Source organism: Flavobacterium sp. 2 (assembly GCF_049949195.1).
In the GTDB taxonomy this organism is placed as follows: Bacteria; Bacteroidota; Bacteroidia; order Flavobacteriales; family Flavobacteriaceae; genus Flavobacterium.
Genome location: NZ_CP188206.1, coordinates 5,125,325 through 5,150,444 on the forward strand (window position 1 = coordinate 5,125,325; position 25,120 = coordinate 5,150,444).

15 protein-coding genes are annotated in these 25,120 nt (G+C 35.2%); 12 read left to right on the forward strand and 3 right to left on the reverse strand.

The window, feature by feature from the left end:
• The first annotated feature begins 35 nt into the window (after positions 1-35).
• The 5 genes from ACNFIH_RS22095 to ACNFIH_RS22115 all read left to right on the forward strand — a co-directional run bounded on the left by ACNFIH_RS22095 (position 36) and on the right by ACNFIH_RS22115 (position 13,972).
• Positions 36-3,992, forward strand: a complete 3,957-nt coding sequence (locus tag ACNFIH_RS22095) for a family 16 glycosylhydrolase (protein ID WP_426484828.1) — start codon at positions 36-38, stop codon at positions 3,990-3,992.
• Positions 3,993-4,107: 115 nt separating this feature from the next.
• Positions 4,108-6,765: a beta-1,3-glucanase family protein gene (locus ACNFIH_RS22100; protein ID WP_426484829.1), complete on the forward strand. Its 2,658-nt coding sequence runs from the start codon at positions 4,108-4,110 to the stop codon at positions 6,763-6,765.
• A 181-nt stretch (positions 6,766-6,946) separates the two neighbouring features.
• Positions 6,947-8,587, forward strand: a complete 1,641-nt coding sequence (locus tag ACNFIH_RS22105; RefSeq protein ID WP_426484830.1) for a glycosyl hydrolase family 18 protein — start codon at positions 6,947-6,949, stop codon at positions 8,585-8,587.
• Positions 8,588-8,743: 156 nt separating this feature from the next.
• Complete coding sequence (locus tag ACNFIH_RS22110) at positions 8,744-11,605, forward strand: carbohydrate-binding protein (RefSeq protein ID WP_426484831.1); 2,862 nt, start codon at positions 8,744-8,746, stop codon at positions 11,603-11,605.
• Between the two features lie 441 nt (positions 11,606-12,046).
• The gene (locus tag ACNFIH_RS22115; protein WP_426484832.1) at positions 12,047-13,972 is read left to right on the forward strand and encodes a metallophosphoesterase; all 1,926 of its coding nucleotides are present in this window, start codon (positions 12,047-12,049) and stop codon (positions 13,970-13,972) included.
• Between the two features lie 251 nt (positions 13,973-14,223).
• Here ACNFIH_RS22115 and ACNFIH_RS22120 read toward each other — a convergent pair whose 3' ends face one another.
• Positions 14,224-15,279, reverse strand: coding sequence for a phosphatidylinositol-specific phospholipase C1-like protein (locus tag ACNFIH_RS22120; protein WP_426484833.1), 1,056 nt, complete (start codon positions 15,277-15,279; stop codon positions 14,224-14,226).
• Positions 15,280-15,545: 266 nt separating this feature from the next.
• On the opposite strand from ACNFIH_RS22120, the gene ACNFIH_RS22125 reads away from it, so the two are divergent.
• The 7 genes from ACNFIH_RS22125 to ACNFIH_RS22155 all read left to right on the forward strand — a co-directional run bounded on the left by ACNFIH_RS22125 (position 15,546) and on the right by ACNFIH_RS22155 (position 24,309).
• Positions 15,546-16,070 (forward strand): RNA polymerase sigma-70 factor, encoded by a 525-nt coding sequence (locus ACNFIH_RS22125; protein ID WP_035651241.1) that lies wholly within the window; start codon positions 15,546-15,548, stop codon positions 16,068-16,070.
• 83 nt (positions 16,071-16,153) lie between these two features.
• On the forward strand, positions 16,154-17,077 hold the full coding sequence (locus ACNFIH_RS22130; protein ID WP_035651243.1) for a FecR family protein: 924 nt from the start codon (positions 16,154-16,156) through the stop codon (positions 17,075-17,077).
• Between the two features lie 74 nt (positions 17,078-17,151).
• Positions 17,152-20,433 (forward strand): SusC/RagA family TonB-linked outer membrane protein, encoded by a 3,282-nt coding sequence (locus ACNFIH_RS22135; protein WP_426484834.1) that lies wholly within the window; start codon positions 17,152-17,154, stop codon positions 20,431-20,433.
• Between the two features lie 6 nt (positions 20,434-20,439).
• Positions 20,440-22,209 carry a RagB/SusD family nutrient uptake outer membrane protein gene (locus tag ACNFIH_RS22140; protein ID WP_426484835.1) on the forward strand — a complete coding sequence of 590 codons (1,770 nt, stop codon included), beginning with the start codon at positions 20,440-20,442 and terminating at the stop codon, positions 22,207-22,209.
• A 344-nt stretch (positions 22,210-22,553) separates the two neighbouring features.
• Entirely contained in the window at positions 22,554-23,207 is a 654-nt protein-coding gene (locus ACNFIH_RS22145; RefSeq protein WP_426484836.1) for an outer membrane beta-barrel protein, read from the forward strand.
• Between the two features lie 30 nt (positions 23,208-23,237).
• Positions 23,238-23,726, forward strand: coding sequence for a hypothetical protein (locus ACNFIH_RS22150; protein WP_426484837.1), 489 nt, complete (start codon positions 23,238-23,240; stop codon positions 23,724-23,726).
• 211 nt (positions 23,727-23,937) lie between these two features.
• On the forward strand, positions 23,938-24,309 hold the full coding sequence (locus tag ACNFIH_RS22155) for an STAS/SEC14 domain-containing protein (protein ID WP_035651260.1): 372 nt from the start codon (positions 23,938-23,940) through the stop codon (positions 24,307-24,309).
• Between the two features lie 99 nt (positions 24,310-24,408).
• Here the strand turns inward: ACNFIH_RS22155 and ACNFIH_RS22160 are convergent, their stop codons facing one another.
• The gene (locus ACNFIH_RS22160) at positions 24,409-24,678 is read right to left on the reverse strand and encodes a hypothetical protein (RefSeq protein WP_035651261.1); all 270 of its coding nucleotides are present in this window, start codon (positions 24,676-24,678) and stop codon (positions 24,409-24,411) included.
• A 37-nt stretch (positions 24,679-24,715) separates the two neighbouring features.
• Positions 24,716-25,114 (reverse strand): hypothetical protein, encoded by a 399-nt coding sequence (locus ACNFIH_RS22165; RefSeq protein ID WP_426484838.1) that lies wholly within the window; start codon positions 25,112-25,114, stop codon positions 24,716-24,718.
• Positions 25,115-25,120: the final 6 nt, after the last annotated feature.

Consider the following 25,120-nt stretch of genomic DNA (forward strand, 5'->3'; position numbering starts at 1 on the left):
ACGGTAATAAGCTTTACTAACAAAAAACTAAAAAAATGAAACAAAATGACTCTTTTTTCGGCCGACCACCGAAAGATAATTTCTATTATTTTAAACAATTTTTGGCCATAGCTATATTTGTGCTTTTGCCATTTTTAAAAGTTCAGGCGCAATGTAAAACATTGGTTTGGTCTGATGAATTTAACGGTACTACTGTCGATTTAACCAAATGGCAGAGTATTTCAGGAAACGGATGTCCTTCGCTTTGCGGATTCGGAAATGCTGAAGCGCAACGTTACGATCCAAATCAGGCAACAATTGTAAAAGAAGGAACAAACAGTTACTTAAACATTGAGGCTAAATACCAACCAAACGGATCATTTCCTGATCAGCCTTATGCTTCTTCAAAATTAACTACAGAAGGAAAGTATTCCCTTAAATACGGTAGAGTCGAAGCTCGTATGAAGTTATCAAACGGGCAAGGTGCATGGCCTGCGTTCTGGATGCTTCCCGTTAACGGAAACTGGCCGTATACTGGTGAAATTGATATTATGGAAGCCAAACACAGAAATCCACAATCTGTAGACGGAACGATTCATTATGACGGAAACGGATATCATTTTACAGGAAGAAGTTATAGTTCTCCAACCGATTTATCTTCAGATTTTCACATTTATGCGGTAGAATGGGGACCAAACTTTATAAAATGGTATGTTGATGATGTTTTATTTCACACCGCAACTCCAAATACTACAGTAAACGGCGGATGGCCATTTAATGATAGTCAGTTTTATATCATTTTAAATCTTGCTGTAGGTAGTGCAGGAACGCCTTACACAAGTGTAAATGGTGCGGGTGTTGCGCCAATTCCTGGAGATTTTCCGGCAAAATTGCAGGTAGATTACGTTCGTGTTTATGACGGAAGTTATAAATATGGCGTTACAGGAGATGCAAAAGTGTATCAAAATGAAACTAGCAAAACATATTCTATTAATGCTATTGCAGGTGCAAGCTACAACTGGACTGTTCCTTCGGGAGCTACAATTACGGCTGGACAGGGAACAAATGCTGTAACAGTAAATTGGGGAACTGCAGGCGGAGATGTTTCGGTAACGACAACAACTTCTGGTTGTACTGCAAATACTTATAAATTGGCTGTAACGACTGAAGCTGCAATTCCGGTAGAGAAAATTCAGGAAGATTTTCAAACAAACAGAAATGTTGTTTACGGAAATAAAACGGGAGTTTTGACAGAAGCAATTGCCAATCCATCTGCAACCGGAATTAATACTTCGACTTTGGTTGGAAGATATGTTCGTAATTCTTCTGAATTATACGATGTTTTCAATATCAAAAATATCGTAATCAGTAATGCAAATGATTATGTGTCAGGAAGAAAAAGAATCTCTTTTGATTTGTATACTTCGGCACCGGTTGGAACAAAAATTTCTATGCAGTTAGAAAATAGCAATGTGACAACGGCAACTAATTATCCGTCAGGAAGACATAGCGGTTATAAAGCGACTACAACAGTTCAGAATAAATGGGAAACGATTGAATTTGAATTTGAAAAAATTATCGATCCAAACACAAGCGCTTTGACAATCAATAATGTGGCTTTACTTTTTGAATCCAATTCAAATTCTGGAGCAACGTATTATTTTGATAATTTGTTGACAAGAGCTACACCAGAAAAACCAATTGTTGCCACAGATGTATTGCAGAATTATGACGGCATCAATAAAATTATAAAAGGAACTACGACGGGAACTTATACAGTTGTAGCAAATCCGGGCTCAAATTCTGTTAACTCGTCTGCAAATGTGGCGAGATACGTTCGAAATGTAACAGAACAATACGACGTACTTTTCTTTAATACACAAACTTCAATTGAAGATGCTGGTTTATTCAAAAACCAAACCAATAAAATCATGATTGATGTTTATACAACGGCTCCGGTTGGAACAGTTGTAAGTATGAATTTTGAAAATAGTGCGACTTCGCTTCCGGCAAATTATCCAACGGGAAGAAATAGTAATTATGTAGCGATTACAACGAAACAAAATCAATGGGAAACGTTGACTTTCTATTACAATTCAAGTCCAGATGCAGGAACTTCGAATTTAGCGATTAACCAAATGGTTTTATTATTCAATTCAGGTTCTTACACAAGCGATACGTATTATATTGATAATATCAGAATTGGAGCAACAAAACTTCCGGATACTTATACGCCTGGGGTTGTTTACGAAGATTATCAAACGATTCACAATATTACATTTAGAGATGCTATCGGAACTTATACTGCGAACGTAGCAAATCCGAGTGCAACGGGAATTAATACATCTTCAAACGTTGGACGATATGTTCGTAAATCAACTGAATTATATGACAACTTCTCCTTCAATACGACTTTAACCAATATTGGAGATTTTAAAGCCGGAACTAAAAAATTCGCCATGGATGTTTATACATCGGCTCCGGTTGGATCAATTATTTCATGGCAGGCAGAAAGCAGTGCCTCAGTTCCGTCAAATTATCCGGTAGGAAGACATAGTATTTATCAGGGAGTTGTAAAACAAACGAATACTTGGCATACGGTAACTTTTACGTATGTAAGTACGCCAGATGCTTCGACTGCAGATAATGAAGTAAACCGTTTTGTTTTCTTATACGAGCCGGGAACAAATTCTGGAAACACGTATTATTTTGATAATCTTAGAGCTTTAAACTTAGTTTCTACAGAAACTCCGGTTGGATTGCCTTCGCCGTGGGTTAGTACAGATTTAGGTGCGGTAACACCAGCGGGAGAAGCGACGCATTCTAGCGGAACTTTCACAATAAAAGGTTCAGGAACTGATATTTGGGAAACAAGTGATCAATTTCAATTTGTTAACCAATCCATTACGGGCGATGCAGAAATTATTGCCAAAGTAAATTCGCTTACTAATACAAATACTTATGCAAAAGCTGGAGTTATGTTTCGCGAAACGCTTACACCAACTTCCAAACATGCGATGACCGATGTGACACCAGCTGCAGGAGTTGAATTTTTATCAAGAAATGCTACGTCAGGAGTAACTGTAGCCGATGTTGTAGCGGGAACTGCACCAAAATGGGTTCGTGTGGTTCGTTCAGGAAATGTATTTACGTCTTACACTTCTGATAATGGAACAACTTGGACACAGCTTGGAACTCCAAAAACAATTACAATGGCTAATACCATTTATGTTGGAATGGCGGTTACGTCTCACGCAAATGGAACTTTAGGAACAGGAGTTTTCAGCGATGTTATTGTTCGAAATATTACACCAAATACGAATGTGAATTTAGCTTTAGCTAAAACTGCAACAGCTTCTACAGAAGAAAATCCAACTTTATCGGCAGGTAAAGCGACTGACGGGGACGGAACAGTTTCAAGATGGGCGAGTTCTTTTGCTAATGCTACAGAATGGATTTATGTTGATTTAGGAAGTAATTATAACTTGAATCGTGTGGTTTTAAAATGGGAAGCAGCTTTTGCAACACAATACAAAGTACAGCTTTCTACAGATAATGTTTTCACCGAAAATGAAACTATCAATACACAAACAGCAAGCGATGGAGGAACTGATGATTTAACTATAAGCGGAACCGGAAGATACCTTCGTATTTTATGTACAACAAAAGCTTTGGCTCCTTACGGATATTCATTGTATGAAATTGAAGCCTACGGATCTGCTTCTGCCGCTAAAAAAGCGAATGTTGTAGTTGAAGAAAGTGCGCCTGAAAATGTTGTTTTTGCAATCTATCCAAATCCTGCAAGCGACTATATTCAGGTTGCAATTCCTGAAAATTTAGACAACAAAATCATCACGATTTATGACAATTCAGGAACGTTGATTCTTCAGAATAAACCAGAAAAAGAAGCAAATGAAAGCATAATTGATTTGAGCCGACTGAGAGAAGGAATTTATATTCTGAATTTCAAATCAGATCAAAAAAGCTGGAGTAAAAAGCTAATTAAGAAATAATTAAAAATAAGTTGGGTGTGATGATCCTAAATAGTTACACCCAATTTTTTACACATTTTATTTTCTCATTCTTACTAATTAGAAACAAATTTTTATTAATCAAAAAATCTAAACAATGAGAAATTTTAAGTTACAAAAGAAGTTTTTTTTAGCAGTAATGCTGACATTCCTATCTGTTTTAATGTACGGACAAGGCGCTATTCCTTTTACAATTAGTAATAATTCAACTTTCGCCGACAGCGATTTGTATGTAGCGATTGTTGGAATTGATTACACAACCGGAAACCATGTTTGGGTAAATGCCAAAACAAGCCAGGTTTTACCAATGAGCGCTTCTTATAACACAGTTACAGGACCAACTTATGGCGGAAATACCGGACCGGGACAAAACTCAAAATATGCAGCGTGTTTTACAAAGCTGAGTGAAATTCCGAATAAAACCTTTACACTGCCTTTAATTGCAGGCTGTAGAGTTTTTATTTCTAAAGGTTCTCAGTTGTATTTTTACTTTTTTGGTGCAAACGGCGCTCCGTCGGGGTATGCTTCGCCAAATCCGCAGAATGCAACAGATCCGAATCAGGGAATTTTGTATGAAATGATCGAATTGACTAACAATCAATATGGTTTCTTCGGAAATCCAACACGTGTAGATTCCTATAAATATCCAATGGGATTAGAATTATTTGGAGCAAATGGTTACCAAAAAAGAGTTGGAGATTTAAAAAAACATGCTGATATCGTTGCTGCTTTTAAAGCCAATGTTCCGGCAGAATTTCAAGGTTGCGTAAACGATGCAACAGGCGAAATTACAGCGCCGTCTAAAACACCAGCTTATGCACCAGGAGGACCATACGAAAACTATTTAAAATCTTATATCGATGCGATTTGGAACAAATACAAAAATGAAGATTTAATATTTTATGCCGGAGATGCCGGAGTTTTTAAAGGAAGAGTTATTGGCGAACAGCTAGAAATGGTTGGACAATCTGGAGGATTTGTTGGCCGTACAGGAAGAGTTCAATACAGACCAAGTACTCAGGAAGTTCTTGAAGGAAAAGGTGTTTTGGATAGAAGATTGGTCGACGGAGATTTAGATCTTGTGATTCAGGCACAATTAACAGCGGCAATTAATCGACATGTTGTAAATGTTACAACAACAAATCCTGGCCAGCAAAACTGGTACGATGCTTCAAAATTTTATCAGGTAAACCCAACAAACCATTATTCTAAATTCTGGCATTTACCGGGAATTAATGTTGATAACCTGGCTTATGGTTTTGCTTATGATGATGTTGCTGATCAGTCACCATCGCTTCATTCGCCACAGCCAACAAAAGTAATTGCTTCTTTTGGAGGTTATGCAGGAACAGTTCCTTCTGTGCCGGCTTCGACAGATGTAATTACAGTTTATAAAGATTGTAACTACACAGGTTTCTCTGGCGGATTAACAATTGGAGATTATAACTTGGCTCGTTTAAACACTTTAGGCGTTTTAAATGATGATATTTCGTCACTTAAAATCACTCAGGGTTATCAGGCAATTTTATATCAGGATGATAATTTTACTGGAGCTTCAACTGTAATTAATTCTGATAATTCTTGTTTAAATACAACTTGGAATGATAAAGTAACTTCTATCAGAGTTATTGCAAACGGAACGACAACTTTAGGAAACCAAACTTTCTTTTTACAAAATAGAAACAGCGGTTTATACATGGATGTTTGGAATTCAAGTATGGCAAATGCTGCGGGAATCAATCAAGGTGCATTGAATTCTGGTAATAACCAAAAATTTGTATTTACGCATTTAGGTGATGGATTGTATAAAATTATTGCGAATCACAGCGGACAATCTTTAGATATCAACAATTTCAATAAAGCAAACGGAGCGCGTTTAGAGCAATATCCATACAATGCAACTACAAATCAGCAGTTTGTATTGGTTTCAACTGGAGACGGATATTACAAAATAGTGGCAAGACACAGCGGAAGAATTGTTGAAGTTGCCGGAGCAAGTACAGCTTCTGGAGCCATTATTCAGCAATGGGATAACAACAATCAAACTTGCGGACAATGGAAATTAGTTCCGGCGACAAGTTCTCAAACTTCAGTTTTAATTCAGGCCGAAGATTATTCAGCAATGAGCGGCATTCAGGTTGAAGCTACAACAGATACTGGTGGAGGTTCAAATGTTGGTTACACAGAAACTGGCGATTGGTTAGCGTATAACAGCATCAATTTCCCAACAACAGGTTCTTATTTAATTGAATACCGAGTGGCAAGTGCTGTGACTGGAGGAAGATTATCTTCTGATTTAAATGCGGGAGCAATTCTTTTAGGAAATGTTGATATTCCAAATACTGGAGGATGGCAAAACTGGCAGACAGTTTCTCAAACGGTAAATGTAAATGCTGGAACTTATAATTTCGGAATCTACATTCAAAATACCGGAATGAACATCAACTGGATTAAAATTACTAAAGTTGGTGCGGGCGCTGCGGCAAAAACTGCTTTAGCGAAAACTCCAGAAGAAGAAGCTCCGGTAGAAACAGTTTTAAATGTTTATCCAAGCCCGGTTGAAAATACACTTTATGTAACTACAGATCTTTCTGGAGGAAGTGTAAAAATTGTCGATTCACAAACGGGATCTACTGTTGCATCTCAAAAAATCAATAATAACAGTTTTGATGTTTCGCATTTGAGACAAGGAATCTATTTTATTGTTTTTGAAAAAGATGGCAAACAAACGATCAAACGTTTCATAAAAAAATAGTTTTAAAAACCTGATTTCTGGCTTTAGATTTTTAGATAATAATCAGGTAGTGTTAGTTCTACGAAATCAGATTGCATCAACAGTCAAATCTAAAATCTAAAGTCTGAAATCTAAAATAAAAAAATAACTCAATAACCGTCCCCAATATTTACGAGTTTATTAATCTATTAAAACAATTATTATGAAAAACAATTACCGAAGAATGCTGCAGAAATGCATGATTATTTTATTGTTAGGCTTTTTTAATTTGGCTGTAGCTCAGCAGAAAAAAGTTATTGCTTACATTCCAAACTGGATAGACTTGAACGCCTTTTCAAGTACAATTCAGTACAGTAAATTAACGCATATCAATATTGCGTTCGAAAATCCTGATGCCAATGGATATTTGACTTTTAATTCCGGAAGCAATGCTATCATCAATGCCGCACATGCACAAAACATTAAAGTTTTTGTTTCCCTTGGAGGAGGTTCTGTTTCAGAAGGAGGCGCCATTCGAGACAATTATTTTAATCTCATTACACCAGCAAACCGAACGGCTTTTATCCAAAAACTCTATGATTATGTTGTGGCGCACAACTTTGATGGAATCGATGTAGATTTAGAAGGTCCGGCCATCAATGGTGATTACGGCGGATTTGTTATTGCTTTGGCGAATAAATTGCATGCCAATGGTAAACTGATCTCAGCAGCGCTTTCAGAAGGATATGGTGGTGCTAATGTACCTGCATCTACTTTTGCGGCTTACGACTGGATCAATATCATGGCTTATGATGCAACTGGGCCATGGCAGCCCAACAATCCAGGACAGCATTCACCATACAGTATGGCCGTAAACCAATTTAATTACTGGACAGGAAGAGGTTTACCGGCAAGCAAAGCCATCATCGGATTACCATTTTATGGATATGGTTTTGGAGCTTCTGCGAATCAGGGAATTTCTTATGCTAATATCATAGCACAATATCCGGGAGCAGAAAATCAGGATCAGGTTGGAAATACGATTTATTATAACGGAATTCCAACAATCAAAGCAAAAACAACTTTTGCGATTCAAAACGCAGGCGGAGTTATGATTTGGGAACTATCTCAGGATGCAACAGGTTCTAAATCATTACTAACTGCAATTAATCAAGTAATTACAGGAAGTAATCCTCCGGGAACAGGAACTTTAATTCAGGCTGAAAGTTACAATACAATGAGCGGTGTTCAGACAGAAGCAACTACTGATACTGGCGGAGGATTAAATGTTGGATATTGTGATACAGGAGACTGGATGGCATATTACAATGTTAATTTCCCAACTTCAGGAAATTATGTTATTGAATATCGAGTGGCAAGTGCTGTTAACGGAGCCAGAATTTCATCTGATTTAAATGCAGGAACAATTCAGCTTGGCGCTGTTAATGTACCAAATACTGGCGGATGGCAAAATTGGCAAACGGTTTCTCAAACCGTAAATGTAAATGCCGGAACGTATAATTTCGGAATTTATATCCAAGCTTCAGGAGCTAATATTAACTGGTTCAGAATTACGAAATCGGCTTCAGGTTTAGCTGCAAAATCAGCTGCTCCAACTGCAGAAACTCCTACAGATATTGCAAGTGTTACTATTTACCCAAATCCAACAGAAGATACACTTTTCTTTAGTTCAGAAGTTTCTGGAGCAAATGTAAGCGTTATCAATTCTGAAGGCGGTGCAACGGTTTCATCTCAAACTGTAAACAACAACAGTATCAATGTTGCTAATTTAAAAAGCGGAATTTACCTGATTTCATTAGAGAAAGATGGAATCAAAACGGTAAGACGTTTTATTAAAAAATAAGTTTTTTTAACCGCAAAGTTCGCAAAGAAAAAACGCAAGGTTCGTAAGGCAATAAAATACTTAGCGAACCTTGCGTATCCTGATAGCAATCGGGATTGCGCTCTTTGCGGTTAAATTTTACCACTATTACACCCCCCCCTTTAACCCCCAAATTATATGAAAAATAGTTACAGATTTCGGTTAAGTTTACTCTTGATTTTAGCTTTTGGATATTTTGCCACGGCACAGACGTCTTTAGGATCGAGCAAAACATTCCTGAACAAAATAAAAAATGAATTAGTTACTTCTACAACTGCAAAAGGCACCGAGAAAACAATTCTGCTTCAGGCAAGCAATTCCAAAAGCTTTAACGGAAAAATAAATTATAAAGAATCGAATGCATCTAGCGAATTTTTGATTGGAGAAATTAAAAATATTGCAGAATCTTCTTTTTATATAAAAGTTCAGGATCAATCTCTTGAAGGTCATATTATTTTAAAGAAAACCAAAGAAGCCTACAAATATTACTCTGATGCAAAAGGAAATGCTTTTGTTTCAAAAGTTGATATTAATACTTTGGTTTGTATTGATTATAAAAATGTTCCTTCAAACACAAATGCTACAGGCAAAACAGCCGCTGCGGCAGAAATTGCTCCGGCATTGCTGAACCTGCAAAGTTTGCCAGGTGCTGCAGGCTGTGTTTTATTGGATTTTGACGGTTACTATATGCCGGCAGGAAATCTTTGGAACAATGGTAATGCTATAAATGCAGCTCCTTCAGGAATGAGTGATGCGGCGGTTCAACAGCATTGGGAAGTAGTTGCAGAAGATTATCGTCCGTTTAATTTAAATGTTACAACAAGCGAAGCCGTTTTTAATTCTTATCCAAAAAACAGAAGAATGCGTGTTGTGGTTACACCAACAAATACTGCTGCTCCCGGCGCAGGAGGTGTAGCGTATATAGGTTCTTTCAACTGGGATAATGATGTTCCTTGCTGGGTATTTATTACTTCAGGGAAATCTGGTGGAGATGCTTCTTCTCACGAAGTTGGACATACTTTTGATCTTGGTCATGACGGACGTACAAATCCTGCTGAAGATTATTTCTTAGGATTAGACGGAACTTCGTATGCACCAATTATGGGTGCTGGTTATTACAGACCTGTTGTTCAATGGAGTAAAGGAGAATATAATTTTGCTAATAATTTTCAAGACGATGTAGCTACAATTGCCAGTTCAAAATTTGGAGTTGGATATCGAGGTGATGATTATGGAAATAATATCGCTTCAGCAGCCACTTTAGATTATAACGGAAGCGGAGCAATCTATCAAAAAGATGGAATTATTTCAAGTGAAGCCGATTATGATTTTTTCACTTTTACAACTGGCGGCGGAAATGTAGTTATTAATGTGAATACCGTTTCGAGAGACGGAAACCTGCATCTTTTAATGAGATTGTATAATTCATCAGGAACAGAAATAGGAACATTTTGGAACTCTGATCCGTTTGCTTTAAATGCTTCTATGAATGCAAATCTGACAGCAGGAAGATATTACGTAGGTGTTGACGGAACCGGAGCAGGAAATGTTGGAAGCGGCGGTTATTCAGCGTATGGTTCTATCGGAAGTTATTCTATTACAGGAACAATTCCACCGGGAGGAAATATCAGTTCATCTACAGATGTAATTACGGTTTATAAAGATTGTAACTATACAGGTTTCTCTGGCGGATTAACAATTGGAGATTATAACTTAGCAAGTTTAAATTCATTAGGAGTTTTAAATGATGATATTTCTTCGCTTAAAATTACGCAGGGATATCAGGCAATTTTATACCAAGATGATAATTTTACCGGAGCTTCCACAGTAATTAATTCTGATAATTCTTGTTTGAATGCAACTTGGAATGATAAAGTAAGTTCAATCAGAGTTATTGCAAACGGTGTTACAACTTTAGGCAATCAAACTTTCTTTCTTCAAAATAGAAATAGTGGTTTGTATATGGATGTTTGGAACGCAAGTATGACGAATGGAGCAGGAATTAATCAAGGTACTCTTAATTCAGGAAACAATCAAAAATTTACATTGACTCACTTAGGAGACGGTATGTATAAAATCATAGCCAATCATAGCGGACAGTCTATGGATGTTAATGGTTTTAATAAAGCGAATGGTACACGCGTTGAACAATATCCATATAACGGAACTACTAATCAGCAGTTTATATTAGTTTCAACAGGAGACGGATTCTATAAAATTGTTGCCCGTCACAGCGGAAGAATTGTTGAGGTTGCAGGAGCAAGCACAGCTACTGGAGCTATTGTACAGCAATGGGACAATAACAATCAAACATGTGGGCAATGGAAATTAATTGCAACAACAACTTCTCAAACTTCTACTTTAATTCAGGCCGAAGATTATTCGGCAATGAGCGGAATTCAGGTTGAAGCTACTACAGATACTGGCGGAGGTTCAAACGTAGGTTACACTGAAACTGGAGACTGGCTTGCATATAACAATATTAATTTTCCAACAACGGGTTCTTATTTAATTGAATACAGAGTGGCAAGTGCTGTTACTGGAGGCAGATTATCATCTGATTTAAACGGAGGAACTATTGTTTTAGGAAATGTTGATATTCCAAATACCGGAGGCTGGCAAAACTGGCAGACGGTTACTCAAACCGTAAATGTAAATGCAGGAACGTATAATTTCGGGATCTATATTCAAAATACGGGAATGAACATCAACTGGATTAAAATTACAAAAGTTGGAGCAGGAGCACCGTCGGCAGTTATCGAAGATGAAATAAAAGATGTTGCATTCAACGTATACCCAAATCCGGTTTCAGAAACGCTTTTCTTTACAAAAGATGTTTCGGGAGGAAATGTTAAAGTAATAGATTCTCAAGGCTCTGTAGTTTCATCAGAAAAAAGCAATGACAATAGTTTGAACGTTTCTAATTTGAGACAAGGAATTTATTTTGTTGTTTTTGAAAAAGATGGAGAAAAAATAATAAAACGTTTTATAAAGAAATAATCCATTCGCTATAATGGTTTTATATACATTAAATTTTAGGTTTTAATGTAAAGGCTGTCAGAAATGACAGCCTTTTTTTGCATTAATTTGTTGTCAATGTTTTATTTGTAGTTAGATAATTTTGTGTATAGTAAAGTCCCTACGGGACATTTTTGGAGGGGCGATAATCTATGTTCTACCAATATTTAACCTCTAACGAGGTAAACTTACTATAATTTAGAAAACTCCGTTAGGAGTTAAATATCGGTAGAAAAAAATGTGACCACAATATAATTGTCCCGTAGGGACTACACAAATTTTTAACCAATCAAAAATCCCCTAAAAATTATCATTCGATAACAATACGATAAACTCATTTCATCATTAAATTGATAAAATTGCTGCATATTAAAAGTTTAAATACTTTTAATAAATTCTCTATTTCCCAAAAGCTTAAAACCTATGAATTTAAAATTTACTTCCCCAATAATTATACTCTTTATACTATTCTTCAATCATACAATTTCAGCCCAAAATCAAAAGAATTTAGAAGGTGTTCAGGTTGCATTTTTATCAGATGTTCACTTGCAGGATTTGTTCGGGTCATTCTCAGACAATGATTTTAAAGGCGTTTTGAATACCAAAACAAAAAAATATGCGTTAATAAGAACGATGGCCTCGCAGTTGCATTCGACGAGAATTTTCAATGAAAATTATTTTGCCTTCATCGCCGCTCTTGAAGATATTGCAAAAAGAAAGATAAAATACGTTGCGCTTCCGGGCGATTATACCGATGACGGTCAGCCAATTCACGTAAGAGGATTACAGAAAATTTTAGATCAATACCAAAAAAAATACGGTATTGAATTTTTTATAACCACTGGAAATCACGACCCAGTCGGACCATTTGCTCAGGAATCGGGTAAAGAAGATTTTTTAGGAAAAGAAGGAAAAAGCCAACCCATTTTTAGCAAAGACGGCATGTATAAGCCAAACATGAATATCGAACAGCCAGTTGTCATAACAGCCGATATTGCTAAAATGGGTTATTTAGGCATAACAGATGATTTAAAAAACTTCGGTTTTTATCCGAATAAAAAATATAAGTTTTGGGCGACTCCTTTCGCAAATTATACTTCCCAAAATTACGATTTCAAAAAAGCTGAAGAAGCTTCAAAACTTACTAATAGAGTGTATAATGTTGCGCCTGGATTTGAAGTTCCAGATGTGAGTTATGTGGTTGAACCAATCAATGGACTCTGGTTAATGGCAATTGACGGAAATGTTTATATTCCGAAGAAAACTGATGGCGATCCGAAAGATTCTAAAAATTATTCTGAAGCAAGTACAGGTTATAATAATGTGCTTTCGAATAAAAAACATCTTATAAAGTGGGTTCAGGATATTTCGGCGGAAGCCAAACTTCGCGGAAAAACTTTAGTTGCTTTCAGTCATTTTCCGATGATTGATTTTAATGATGACGCTTCCGCGGAAATAAAAGAACTTTTAGGACCAAATAAATGGCAATTGAATCGAGTTCCGGTTGAAGAAGTAGCGCAGGTTTTTGCTGATGCCGGATTGAAAATTCATTTTGGCGGTCACATGCACATCAATGATACAGGATTGCGTACAACTGCAAAAGGCAATACTTTGGTTAATATTCAAACGCCATCGCTTGCGGCTTATATTCCGGCTTATAAATTATTGACGATTCAGAAAGATAATCTTGTTGATATTCAGACGATCACGATTGATAATGTTCCGAGATTTGATGAACTTTTTGATTTGTATAAAATGGAATATCAGTTTCTAGAAAGTCAGAATACGAAGGATATTTGGAATAAAGCTATTTTAGAAACCAAAACGTACCACGAGTTTACCGATTTTCATTTGAAGGAATTAGTTCGTCTTCGTTTTCTTAAGGACGATTGGCCTTCTGCTTTCAAAGATTTTATTCTGAATGTTTCGGCTCAGGATTTATTGGTTTTGGCGAATATAAAATCGGCTCAGGATTTTGATTTTATTCTGAAAAACAAATCACAATTCCAGAAAGAATGGAAGGAAGCAGAAACGAAATCGGAACAAATTCTAGCCCAAGATAATCTTAAAAAAGAAGATTTTAACTGGACAGGAAATGATCTTTTAATTGATTTTTATCGTTTTAGAAGCGCTGATGAATTGGCTTTGGCCGATGTTGGTTTAGAAAGAGCAAAACAATATAAAGTGTTGTCGAATTTGTTTTTGGAAAATGCAGTTGCTTCAAGTGATACAACTCTTCAAAAGCAAATGAAATTGTTCCTGATTATCTTCAATAAATTCATGCATGAAGTTCCTGCAGATCATTTTACAGTTGATTTGAAAAGTGGTGAAATTAGAAGTTTAAAGTAATTTAACCGCAATCCCGATGGCTATCGGGAGCTAAGGTTTACGCAAAGTACGCAAATTTTCTTTTAATCTCGCAAAGACGCGAAGTCGCAAAGTTTTTATAATCTTTGCGACTCTGCGTCTTTGCGAGCAAATTTAAGCAACAAAGTCCGCAAAGCTTTATACATTTAGCTTTGCGAACTTTGCGTTTATGTAAGCAATCTTTGGTAAAAAACCTTAGCTCCCGATAGCTATCGGGATTGCGGTTAAAAAAATTAAGGCACATTTACAGGATTCGTTCTCACATAAGTTCCATCGTCATATTTAATTTGATAAGGAGAATTGAAGAAAGTACTTGGCAAATAATAATCTGTTGAAATAACTTGAGCTCCTGATTTTTTCGCGGCTTCAAAATGAGAATAATCATTTGCTCTGGCTTCTTTCGTATCAGAATCAGCTCTGGTTCTTATTAAGTAGCCTTTTTTAACCAAATCAGTAATTGATGGATCTTCAGAATTATTTCTAAATAACCAAGCCGCTTCTGGTTTTCCGGGTTCGGCATTAATAAAAACGGCGCGTCCCTTAAGGGACGGATGATTCAATGCGTACAAATCTCTTTTTGCGCCGTTATTATCTAAAAGAAATATAAATTTTCCTTTTGCATTTTTCAGTGTTGGCCAGTTGTTGTTCAAAACGGCTTCTTCAAGTGTTTTGTATTTTCCGCGAACCATATCTGGCGTGATAATTTTATTTCCTAAACCTTTACGAAGCTCTTTGTCTAAAGCATCAAAAAGTTCCGGTGTAAATTTCTCCGCTTTTGTTCCTAAGTAACTATCGTCGTCTTTTGGTTCTAAAGTGATAAAAACCGGAACATGGTCTGGATTTGCATTCGACCATTTTTTTAGCTCTGCAAGACAGCTTTGAAGCGTGTAACATGAAGTTCTAAAATCGATGTCAATCATGTGAAAAACCTTAAAACCTGGTTTTTTCATTTCTCCGTTTGGATCGTATGCTTCTTGTGATTTTGCAATATCAAGACCTTTTGGATGTACAAATTTTCCGCCTTGAGGATCGCCCTGAACATCAATTTCTAAATTGCGTAAACCTTTATTTAATTGATCTGTAAGACTAATGTGTGTGTACTGAAGTCCTTTTAGCGAACGCGAAGTATCTTTTGCCTGAATGGTGTTGTATAAATCAGTTTCAATAGCGTGACGGTAACTGTTGTGCGAACCGATAACTTGAATTTGGTTAATTTTTAAATTGTCGCTTTGTGCGTGACTCAATTGAAAAGCTCCAGCAAATAATACTGTAAACAAAATTTGTTTCATGTTTTTGATGAAATTAGGATTGTGGAATTAAGAGGACGCAGCAACAGAGAATTGCTTCTTTTAGAGATTACTAAAGTAAAATGGACAATTGTTTTTTGTGTTAGCTAAAGTAAAAGAAATAGCAAACCAAATATCATTTTTGTCTAAAAATAGTAGTATTAATAAAACAAATCAATTCAAAATTTAATTTAAAGATAACTTTCAGACAAAAACTATTGGTGTCGTATTTCATTATTTTACATCACCAAATACTACCAAAATCCATTATGAAGAATCCTGAAATTTTTGAAAAAACGTATACGCAATACTGGAAAAAGCTCAATGCCTTTTCGTATACGATGACTCAGGATAAAGACTTGGCACAGAATATCGTGCAGGATGTTTTTATTGATTTGTGGGAACGAAAAGACGATTTGAATATTAATGCGATTGAACCTTATTTATTTCGTGCTGTCAAAAATCAGGTTTTTAAACATTACCAAAATAATCGGTTTGATAAGACAATTTTGGAAGATCAGTTTGAAGATTATATAATTGACAATTTTGCTTCGATTGATCCCGAAATAATGGATTTGCTTTATTCCTTATTAGATCAGCTTCCGGAGAAAAGAAAAGAAGTTTTATTAATGTATAAATTTCAGGATATGTCAATCGACCAGATTGCAGACGAACTTGGAATTTCTAAACAAACGGTGAAAAACCAAATTTCATCGGCATTAAAACAATTGCGTGAAGGCTTGAAAGACTTGGCCTGGATGGCGCCTTTAATCATTTTTCATAAAAACTTTTAAGATAACTTTCTGTTGATGTTTTCATAATATTTGCGGATAGTACGATTTCAAGATTCTGGTACTTATAGGTAACAATAAGTATTATGATAAAAAGAATCAAGCATAGTTTAGAATATCTTATCGATAAAAGTTCAAGAAATAAAACTTCAATTGCAGAAGAAAATCTGCTTAATGATTTTGCCTTTAATCAATATCAAAAATCGAAATGGGATGAAGTTTCGATGGGAAATTCTGATGAAGTTTCTCAGGATATCTACAATAATATTCAATATAGAATAGGAAAAAAGAGAACCTTTAATCCTTATTTAAAATATATGGCAGCTGCCAGTATTCTTTTTCTTGCCGGTTTAGGCTTTTGGCTTAAACCAAAAATTGCTGTCGAAAAGCAATTATCGTTTAAAACGTCATCGATTCCCAAATCTATCCAGTTAAGTGACGGCTCGAAAATTTATTTGGCAGCAAACTCATTATTTCAATATCCTGAAAAATTTGAAGGAGATGAAAGAAAAGTTTCTCTTTTAAAAGGAAATGCATTTTTTGAAGTAGCTAAAGACAAAAAACATCCTTTTATAATTACTTCCAGAGAAATTAAAACCAGAGTTGTAGGGACTTCATTTCACATTCAGCTTTCAAAATCTAAATGTGAAGTGATTGTTGTTACTGGAAAAGTCAATGTGAGTTCGAAAGGGCAGAGCGTTGATTTGGTTCCGAATGAAGAAGCTTTGTTTGAATCAAATAAACTGACGAAGCAATTAGCCGACAAATCATTTTTAGTGAATTGGTATTCAACCGATGTAACGCTAAATGAAACCACACTTAAACAAGTCATTACCATTTTACAATATAAATATGGCGTTTCATTTCAGTACGATAATGAACGTGTATTAGCAACGCCGTTAACGGTATTCATAAAAAAAGACGCAACATTAGAGAATGTTTTAGAGCAAATAAATTATATCACAAACCTAAAATTCAAAGTTTATGGCGAAATAGTAAAAGTGGATTAAAACAAAAAAGCAGTTGCTGAGAACAACTGCCTTTGAATAAATTAAGTATCGTAAAAAAACCAATAACTTAAATCATGTATTTTAAAACTTCTTATTTAAATCTAAAGAGTCTTTTCTTTTTAGTTCTGGCTTTACTGACCTTACAGACAGGTTATAGTAAAACTTTAGTAAAAAAATCAAATTTAGAAAATAAAATAGAAAAAGCAACTCTTGTTTCTATATTTTCAAAATTGAGCCAACAAACAGATTATAAATTCAGCTACGGACAAGCTGTAATTGCTGATAATACTACTTATACAGTGAATTTTGCTGGCGAAACTGTTTCGGCAATTTTGAATGATCTTTCAAAAAAGGCAAACTTCAATTACAACATTAACGGAAAACTAGTTTTGATTCAGAAAACTGCTGCGCCAAAACCTGCAACTACAAAAGCGGTAGACAGAGTTAAAGTAAAAGGAAAAGTAGTTGATGAAAACAGTGTGCCAATTCCAGGTGCAACGATTATGGAAACAAGTTCATCAAACAGTGCCGTTTCTAATTTTGATGGTGAATTTGAAATCACAGTTGGTGACGGAAAAACTATCGAAGTTTCGTATTTAGGTTATAAAACTAAAGTTGTTACTGTACAAAAAACTTTTATGACAATTCAGTTAGAACCAAATACTTCTGAATTGAGCGAAGTTTTAGTTGTAGGTTACGGAAAACAATCTAAAAAAGATGTAACAGGTGCAGTTACTCAGCTTGAAGCAGCAAGTTTCAAACAAGGTGTAAATATTTCTGTAGATAATTTAATGCAAGGAAAAGTTGCCGGAGTTCGTGTAGTGAATACAAGTGGTGAACCGGGAGCGGGAGTAAACGTAACAATTAGAGGGGTTGGATCTATCAGAAGCGGAAGCACGCCTTTGTTCGTTGTTGATGGTGTGCCTTTGTCAAATGATGATGTGAGTCCGTCTGGAAGTAATGTTGGTTTCGGAAATTCATCTGCAAAAAATCCATTGAACTTTTTGAATACAAGTGATATCGAATCGATTACAGTTTTGAAAGATGCTTCTGCAGCGGCAATTTATGGTGCAAGAGGATCAAACGGAGTTGTTTTAGTTACAACTAAAAAAGGTTCAAAAGGTGAAGGAACGTTGACTTTTGATTCTTATACAGGAGTTTCGAATGTGGCTCATAAATTAGATGTTTTAGATGCTGACCAATATAGAAAAGCAATTAAAGATCCAGCTTTTGATCACGGAGGAAATACAGATTGGCAAGATGTAATTTTTAGAACTGCGATTACAACAAATAATTCATTGGCTTTTTCAAAACAAACAGAAACAGGAAATTATTATGCTTCTGTGGCACAAATGAATCAGGAAGGAATTATCAATAAGAGTAATTTCAAACGTATGTCGGGAAGAATTAATGCTGCGGAATCGTTTTTGGATAACAAACGTCTGAAAGTAAAAATGAATCTTACGGCAAGTGAAACTAAAGATAATGGAGTTCCTACAAGTGATGACGGAGGTTCAAACGGACAATTGATCGTTCATACTTTGATGGCAAACCCAACAAGATCTGTTTTTGATGCAAATGGAAAGTACACAAATTTCAACATGAATGCGCATTATAATCCAGCTTATTTATTGAGCATTTATGATGATGTAACGCGTACGTTGAGAGTTTTAGGAAATTTAGAAGCGTCGTTACGAATTGTTGACGGATTAGAATACAAATTAAACATTGGTTTTGACCGTTCTGCATCAGAAAGAAATACTACTATTTTTCCAAACTTGACGGATTTGAATCCAAAAGGAAAATATGTTCAGAATAATTTAGATTCTAGAAACTCTTTAATCGAGCATTATTTGACTTACAATTTGAATTTGGATAAACATAAAATCGAAGCTTTAGGCGGATTTTCATATCAAAAATTTGAAAGATCTGGAACGGCTTTCAGTGTTGACGGAATTTCAAATCAAGGAGTTGGCGTACCGCCAGCAATTAATCCTGGTTTTGCAGGAACACAATCTGGAGTTTCAGGATATGCGCAGGAAAATGAGCTTCAGTCTTATTTTGGAAGAGTAAATTATACTTTCAACAATAAATATCTTTTGACAGCTTCGATGAGAGCGGACGGTTCGACTCGTTTTGGAAAAAACAATAAATACGGTTATTTCCCATCAGCAGCTTTAGGATGGAATATCTCTAAAGAAAAATTCTTAGAAGATGTAACAGCAGTAAGCAACTTAAAATTAAGAGCAAGTTGGGGAGAAACTGGAAATCAGGAAGTTGAAAATAAAATTACTCAGGCAAGTTATTCACTTTCAGGAGCTGACGGATATTATTTATACAATGATTTGAATTTGGTAAACGGAGTTTCAGTAAACAGAACACCAAATCCTGATTTGAAATGGGAAGTTGTAACACAATACAATTTAGGTTTAGATTTCAGTTTCTGGAATGATAAATTGTACGGAACTTTGGATTACTTCAATAAAACTACTACAGATGCAATCTTAAATGTTCCATCACAAGCTTTAAGCCCAACAACGACAATCTGGACAAATATCGACGGAAAAATCATCAATAAAGGTTTTGAATTTATGGTAGGTTCAAAATTGATTGACAAAAAAGATTTTTCTTGGAACATCGATATGAACGGTGCGACTTTGAATAATAAAATTCAAGATTTGCCAGTTTCAGAAATTTTGACAGGAACTATTTCAGGACCAGGACAATCTGGAGTTAATGCGAATATCTACAAAAGCGGTTATGCTGCAGGATCTTTCTACTTATTGGAACACATTGGTTTTGATGCAAATGGAGCTAATATTTTTAAAGATCAAAATGGAGACGGAAAAATCGACAACAGCGACAGAATTATTATCGAAGGAGCTTTGCCAACTTTCTATTACGGATTTAATAGTGATATGAGATATAAAAACTTCACGTTCTCATTCTCAATCATTGGTCAAACTGGAGGTTATTTGTTGAATAATACAGGATTAAATGCCTTGAACATTAACAACTTGGCTTCTGACAGAAACGTAGCAACAGGTTATTATGAATCAGGTGCAAACGCTACAAATTCACCAATTTTATCGACACTTTTTTTAGAAAAATCAGATTTCATCCGATTAAATACAGCTCGTATTGGTTATAATTTCGATTTAAAAGGAATCAACTGGATCAATGGTTTAACGCTTTATGTTACAGGACAAAACTTGGTAACAATTACAAATTACACTGGTTTTGACCCGTTAATCAACAGTCCGAAATCAAACGGTGGAAACCAGTCAATTGGTATTGATTATGCTGCTTACCCAACTTCTAGAACGTTCAGTTTTGGAGCAACTTTAAAACTATAATTTATTATGAAGACAAATACATTTTTTAGTATAAAATTAATCGCATTGTTCTCGTTTATATGGCTGTTTGCTAGCTGTACAGATCTTGATGAAGTTGTTTTAGACGAGGTTTTGGGAGACAATGCATCAAATCCTGCCGGAGCACTTGCGGCAGCTTATGACCGATTAGGAGACGGAACTTTCGTAGATCACGGATGTATGTTTTCTTTGCAGGAATACACAACTGATGAAGCAATTTTACCAACGAGAGGAAGTGACTGGGGAGACGGAGGAAAATGGAGAGATATGCATGAATTTACATGGAAATCTGATAATGCTGTTGTGGGGGATAACTGGAATAAATTGACTAACGGAATTACACGTTCGTTAACAGCAATTCAGTCTGTTCAAGAAAGTTCAATTCCGGAGAAAAAATTGTTTTTGGCAGAAGCTAAAGGACTTTTAGACTTTTATTTATACACAACTTTAGATGTGTTTGGACAAGCGCCATATAGAGATCCGATGAATCCAAATGCGCCTTTGGAAATTTTAAAAGCAGATACTCAAATCGATAAATTAATTACAGATGTTGAGTCTTTAATTCCGGATTTGGCAAGCATGGGAGAACAGCAAACGCACCACGGACGTTTTACTAAAGAAGCTGCTTATGGCTTTTTAGCAACAATGTATTTGAACCGCGCTGTATTTAAAGATCGTTTCAATGCAAATTCAAACTTTAACTTCAGTGAGCCAGCAGTTTCTGGCGGAGGAACAGATATGGATCGTGTAATTTATTATACTTCATTATTGATTAATTCTGGGAAATATTCTTTAGAAAGCGATTATTTCAAAAACTTCGCACGTGATAATGACAAAGGAAAAGAGCTTATTTTTGCAATTTCTCAAAAGATAGATTACATCCGTAACGGTTCAAACAGTTTTGCATACGTTTGTATGGAGCGTAACCAAAGAACTTCTGCAGCAAACAGAGGAACAAACGCTGCTTGTACAACTCCTGAATTTTTCGCAACATGGGACGGAAATCATGATGATCCAAGATTTCAGCAAAAATATCAATATTCAGATGGAACTTGGTTCAAAAATGACGGAACTGATGTAAGTGTTCCTGCAACAGATATCGTTCCGAAAAGTGCTAATTTACCTTGGTTCCACTTTAACAGAGGAATTGAGTATGGACCACAATACGGACCAATTTTATTGTCTTCAGGTTCTTTAGAGATGATCAACGGAAGAATTAAAGTTTCTCCATTGTTTATGGAAAAAAGTACAACTACTAGAATGGATTTTACGCCTTCATTAACTTTCAAAAATCCTGCTCAGGCAGTTTTTGCTCAAAACGAAATTAACCAAGGTGCTCGTATTTTTAAATATGAATTTGATCCAGAAGGAGGAAACGGTAATAGTAATGTTGATATTCCGTTATTCCGTTTAGGTGGAATTTATACGATGAGAGCTGAAGCTTACTTCAGAAAAGGAAGCGTAGGATTGGCAATGGATGATTTAAACAAATTACGTACAAGCAGAAAGAGAGAAGCTTTGTTTGGAAGTGTTCCAGGAAAAGCGCTTACATCACTTGATGCGACGCAATTATATAATGAAATAGGTTTCGAATTGTATTGGGAATTATACAGAAGACCACAAATGATTCGTTTTGGAAAATTTGATTTGCCTGGAACTGCTAAATCGGCTTCACTGCCATTTAGAAGAGTGTTTCCAATTCCGCAATCAACTATTGACGTAACGAAACAATTTACACAGAATCAAGGTTATAACTAAGTTGTGTTAGTTAGTTTATTTTTTATTTATTTTTTATTAGAAAAGCCTGTCTTGAAAAAGACAGGCTTCTATTTTTTTATAGGTTTCAAGTTTTTTTATAAGGTGATTGTTTTGTTTTAAGTGACTTTTTGGTTTCAAATTATAATTTGAAACCAATATTAGCATCCAATTTGCTGGTGACCTTTCTCAATTGGATAATTTTGGGCTAAATCAAATAACAGCTGAATGCTGTGGGTAAATTTAAGGAGATATTCTTACAGTGAAGAAGCTTGCAATTCTTCTTATTTTATCTAAAAAAAGTAATAAAAAAAGCAGAGTAACAAACCCATTAAAAAAATCAAATTATGAAAAAGTATCATTTATTAATCGTTGTTTTTTTGTTTTCGCTGACGATGTCAGCGCAAAGTCAAGGTGCATTTTTGCTTAACTTGTACGGAGGTTATACCTTTTCGGACAAAGTAGATTTTGATTCTTCATACGCAAAAGTAGAAGATGGTTTTGAGTATGGTGCAGGTTTTGAATATTTTATAATGGATAATGCTTCTATTGAATTAAAATATAACAGACTTGATACAAAAATGCCTTTATACACAAAAGTTGCATTACCTGGTTTTGGTATTCCTGCTGGTGGTCAAGTTAATGCCGGAGATGATAAAGGCGCTATTAATTATATTTTAGCAGATTATACGTATTATTTCGGGTCAAGTTCTCAAAAAGCAGTTCCATTTCTGGGCGCTGGTGCGGGGATTTCAATTCTTGAATCACCACAAAGTGGTAGCGGAACTTATTTTGCATGGGAAATTAAAGGTGGTGTAAAAATAAAAACAGACTCACCAGTATCTATTAGTCTTAATGCTTATTTGCAATCTATGTCGGCAGCTGTTGGATATGATTACTATTGGGACTACTATTGGGGGCCAGTGGCAGTTACTGATTATGCATCAACATTTCAATTTGGTTTAGGAGCAGTTGTAAGTTTTAATCTGAATAAAAAATAAAACGAATACTAAGCCTTAAAAATTTAAATGATGAAAAAAATAATTTTATTAGTTCTCATACTTGTTTCAGCACATTCTTTTGCGCAATCTACTTTGAAAGAAGATGTTGAAGTAATTCAATCCATTTATGGAAAGTCTAAAGCAGATTTGGTTAGACAATATATGAATTTGTCAGAACCTCAGGCTTCAGCATTTCAAAAAATATATGATGAGTATGAAGTTTCACGAAAAGCACTCGGACAGCAAAAAGTCCAGATCATAAATGATTACGGAAATAATTATGCAAATCTTGATGATACAAAAGCGGCAACCCTAACCGAAGCAAGTTTAAAAAACGTTACTGACTATGATAAACTGCTGACCAAAACTTATGGCAAAGTAAAAAAAGCCGTTGGCGGACGAAATGCTGCAAAATTTGTACAACTTGAACAATATCTACAAGTTACGATAAGAGGTGAAATTCAAAATTCAATTCCTTTTATTGACGAAATTGATAAAACAAAAATCAATAAAACGTAATGAAAAAGCGATAATGCGAGCCGTATTATCGCTTTTTTATTTCCTGTCCTTTTGATATGCCAAAAGGACATCGTTATTTTATAAGATTACTAAGAGATGATATAATATCTAAAAGGTATTCAGGAGTTATTTTTGATTGGAGTTTTATGCATGTTTTTATTTTTTAATCATAGTAATCTCGAATTAAATAACATTCAAAAATAATACAATTATGATACATCAAATTGATACCACCGATAATGTTGTTGCTTTTAGAGCTTTGGCAGAAGTAACAAAAGAAGACTTTTTGAGCACTGTAGTTCCTGCAGTTGAACATTTGGTTAAACAGACAAACGAAATTAATTTTTTGTTGGTTCTAGATACCGATATTGAGAATTTCACTGTTGGAGCTTGGCTTCAGGATGCGTTGCTTGGCTTAAAACATCTTGGAAAATGGAACAGAGCCGCTATAATTTCAGATTCAGAAGATATTATTTCTTTCACAAACGGATTTAGTTTTGTGGTTCCAGGCGAATTTCATGGGTTTAAGAAAGAAAATTTCAATAAAGCCTTAAATTGGGTTGAAGGAAATATTAATATTTAAATTTTATTTGTTTAAGGTTTCTCAGCAGAAATCAAATAATAAAAAAGCGCAAATCCATTTGAATTTGCGCTTTTTTATTCAGAGTTAAGCAGAAAAAAATTAATGATTGTATTCAATTCCGCTGCTTTCTGTAAGTTCTTTTTTTGCTTTGTATGATTTTGAGATTTGTTTGTAGCAAGCTGTAGTTAAAAGAGGTAGTGCTATACTTCCAACAACTGCTGCCGATTTATTATGCCCGGTTTTCTTTAAAACTGCACCAACTAAAAGTGCTCCGATTCCAGCACAAACTAAGTTTTTTACTGATAATTTAGAAGCCGGATTTGGCGTTATTCCGTGCAATAAAGGATCTATAAAATTCAAATTTTCCATAATTATAATAATTTATTTAATTAAACTAACTTTATATTTAATTAGACGATTTTTCATTGTCTGTATCATTCTCAATCTTTTCAATTTCGGCTTTTTCTTTTTTAATAGCTTGTCGAAGCAAAGCAAAAAGACTCATATAAACATTTGCCATAAAAACCAGCGAGAATCCTGCCAAAATGTAGCCGCGCCAGTCATTTAACAAAAGTTTATAATCACAAAGCACTAAAAACGCAATTGTGACATAATGACTAAAACAATATTCGCAAGTGAAAAGGTAAAACGCTTTTCGTGACAGAATTGTTTTGTCGAATTTTGAATGCCTGACACACCATTCACGCGGTTCCCGAAAAATTTCCTCGTGCGTTACTGTCCAGCTGATACAAGCGATTGGAACAGCTAAAACAAAAAGCCATATAATTTGCGAGATCAAATCCATATTTTA

Bases quoted from the DNA above. Each gene is read 5' to 3' on its own strand.
- ACNFIH_RS22095 (WP_426484828.1), top strand. From the start codon at position 36: ATGAAACAAAATGACTCTTTTTTCGGCCGACCACCGAAAGATAATTTC.
- ACNFIH_RS22100 (WP_426484829.1), top strand. From the start codon at position 4,108: ATGAGAAATTTTAAGTTACAAAAGAAGTTTTTTTTAGCAGTAATGCTG.
- ACNFIH_RS22105 (WP_426484830.1), top strand. From the start codon at position 6,947: ATGAAAAACAATTACCGAAGAATGCTGCAGAAATGCATGATTATTTTA.
- ACNFIH_RS22110 (WP_426484831.1), top strand. From the start codon at position 8,744: ATGAAAAATAGTTACAGATTTCGGTTAAGTTTACTCTTGATTTTAGCT.
- ACNFIH_RS22115 (WP_426484832.1), top strand. From the start codon at position 12,047: ATGAATTTAAAATTTACTTCCCCAATAATTATACTCTTTATACTATTC.
- ACNFIH_RS22120 (WP_426484833.1), bottom strand. From the start codon at position 15,279: ATGAAACAAATTTTGTTTACAGTATTATTTGCTGGAGCTTTTCAATTG.
- ACNFIH_RS22125 (WP_035651241.1), top strand. From the start codon at position 15,546: ATGAAGAATCCTGAAATTTTTGAAAAAACGTATACGCAATACTGGAAA.
- ACNFIH_RS22130 (WP_035651243.1), top strand. From the start codon at position 16,154: ATGATAAAAAGAATCAAGCATAGTTTAGAATATCTTATCGATAAAAGT.
- ACNFIH_RS22135 (WP_426484834.1), top strand. From the start codon at position 17,152: ATGTATTTTAAAACTTCTTATTTAAATCTAAAGAGTCTTTTCTTTTTA.
- ACNFIH_RS22140 (WP_426484835.1), top strand. From the start codon at position 20,440: ATGAAGACAAATACATTTTTTAGTATAAAATTAATCGCATTGTTCTCG.
- ACNFIH_RS22145 (WP_426484836.1), top strand. From the start codon at position 22,554: ATGAAAAAGTATCATTTATTAATCGTTGTTTTTTTGTTTTCGCTGACG.
- ACNFIH_RS22150 (WP_426484837.1), top strand. From the start codon at position 23,238: ATGAAAAAAATAATTTTATTAGTTCTCATACTTGTTTCAGCACATTCT.
- ACNFIH_RS22155 (WP_035651260.1), top strand. From the start codon at position 23,938: ATGATACATCAAATTGATACCACCGATAATGTTGTTGCTTTTAGAGCT.
- ACNFIH_RS22160 (WP_035651261.1), bottom strand. From the start codon at position 24,678: ATGGAAAATTTGAATTTTATAGATCCTTTATTGCACGGAATAACGCCA.
- ACNFIH_RS22165 (WP_426484838.1), bottom strand. From the start codon at position 25,114: ATGGATTTGATCTCGCAAATTATATGGCTTTTTGTTTTAGCTGTTCCA.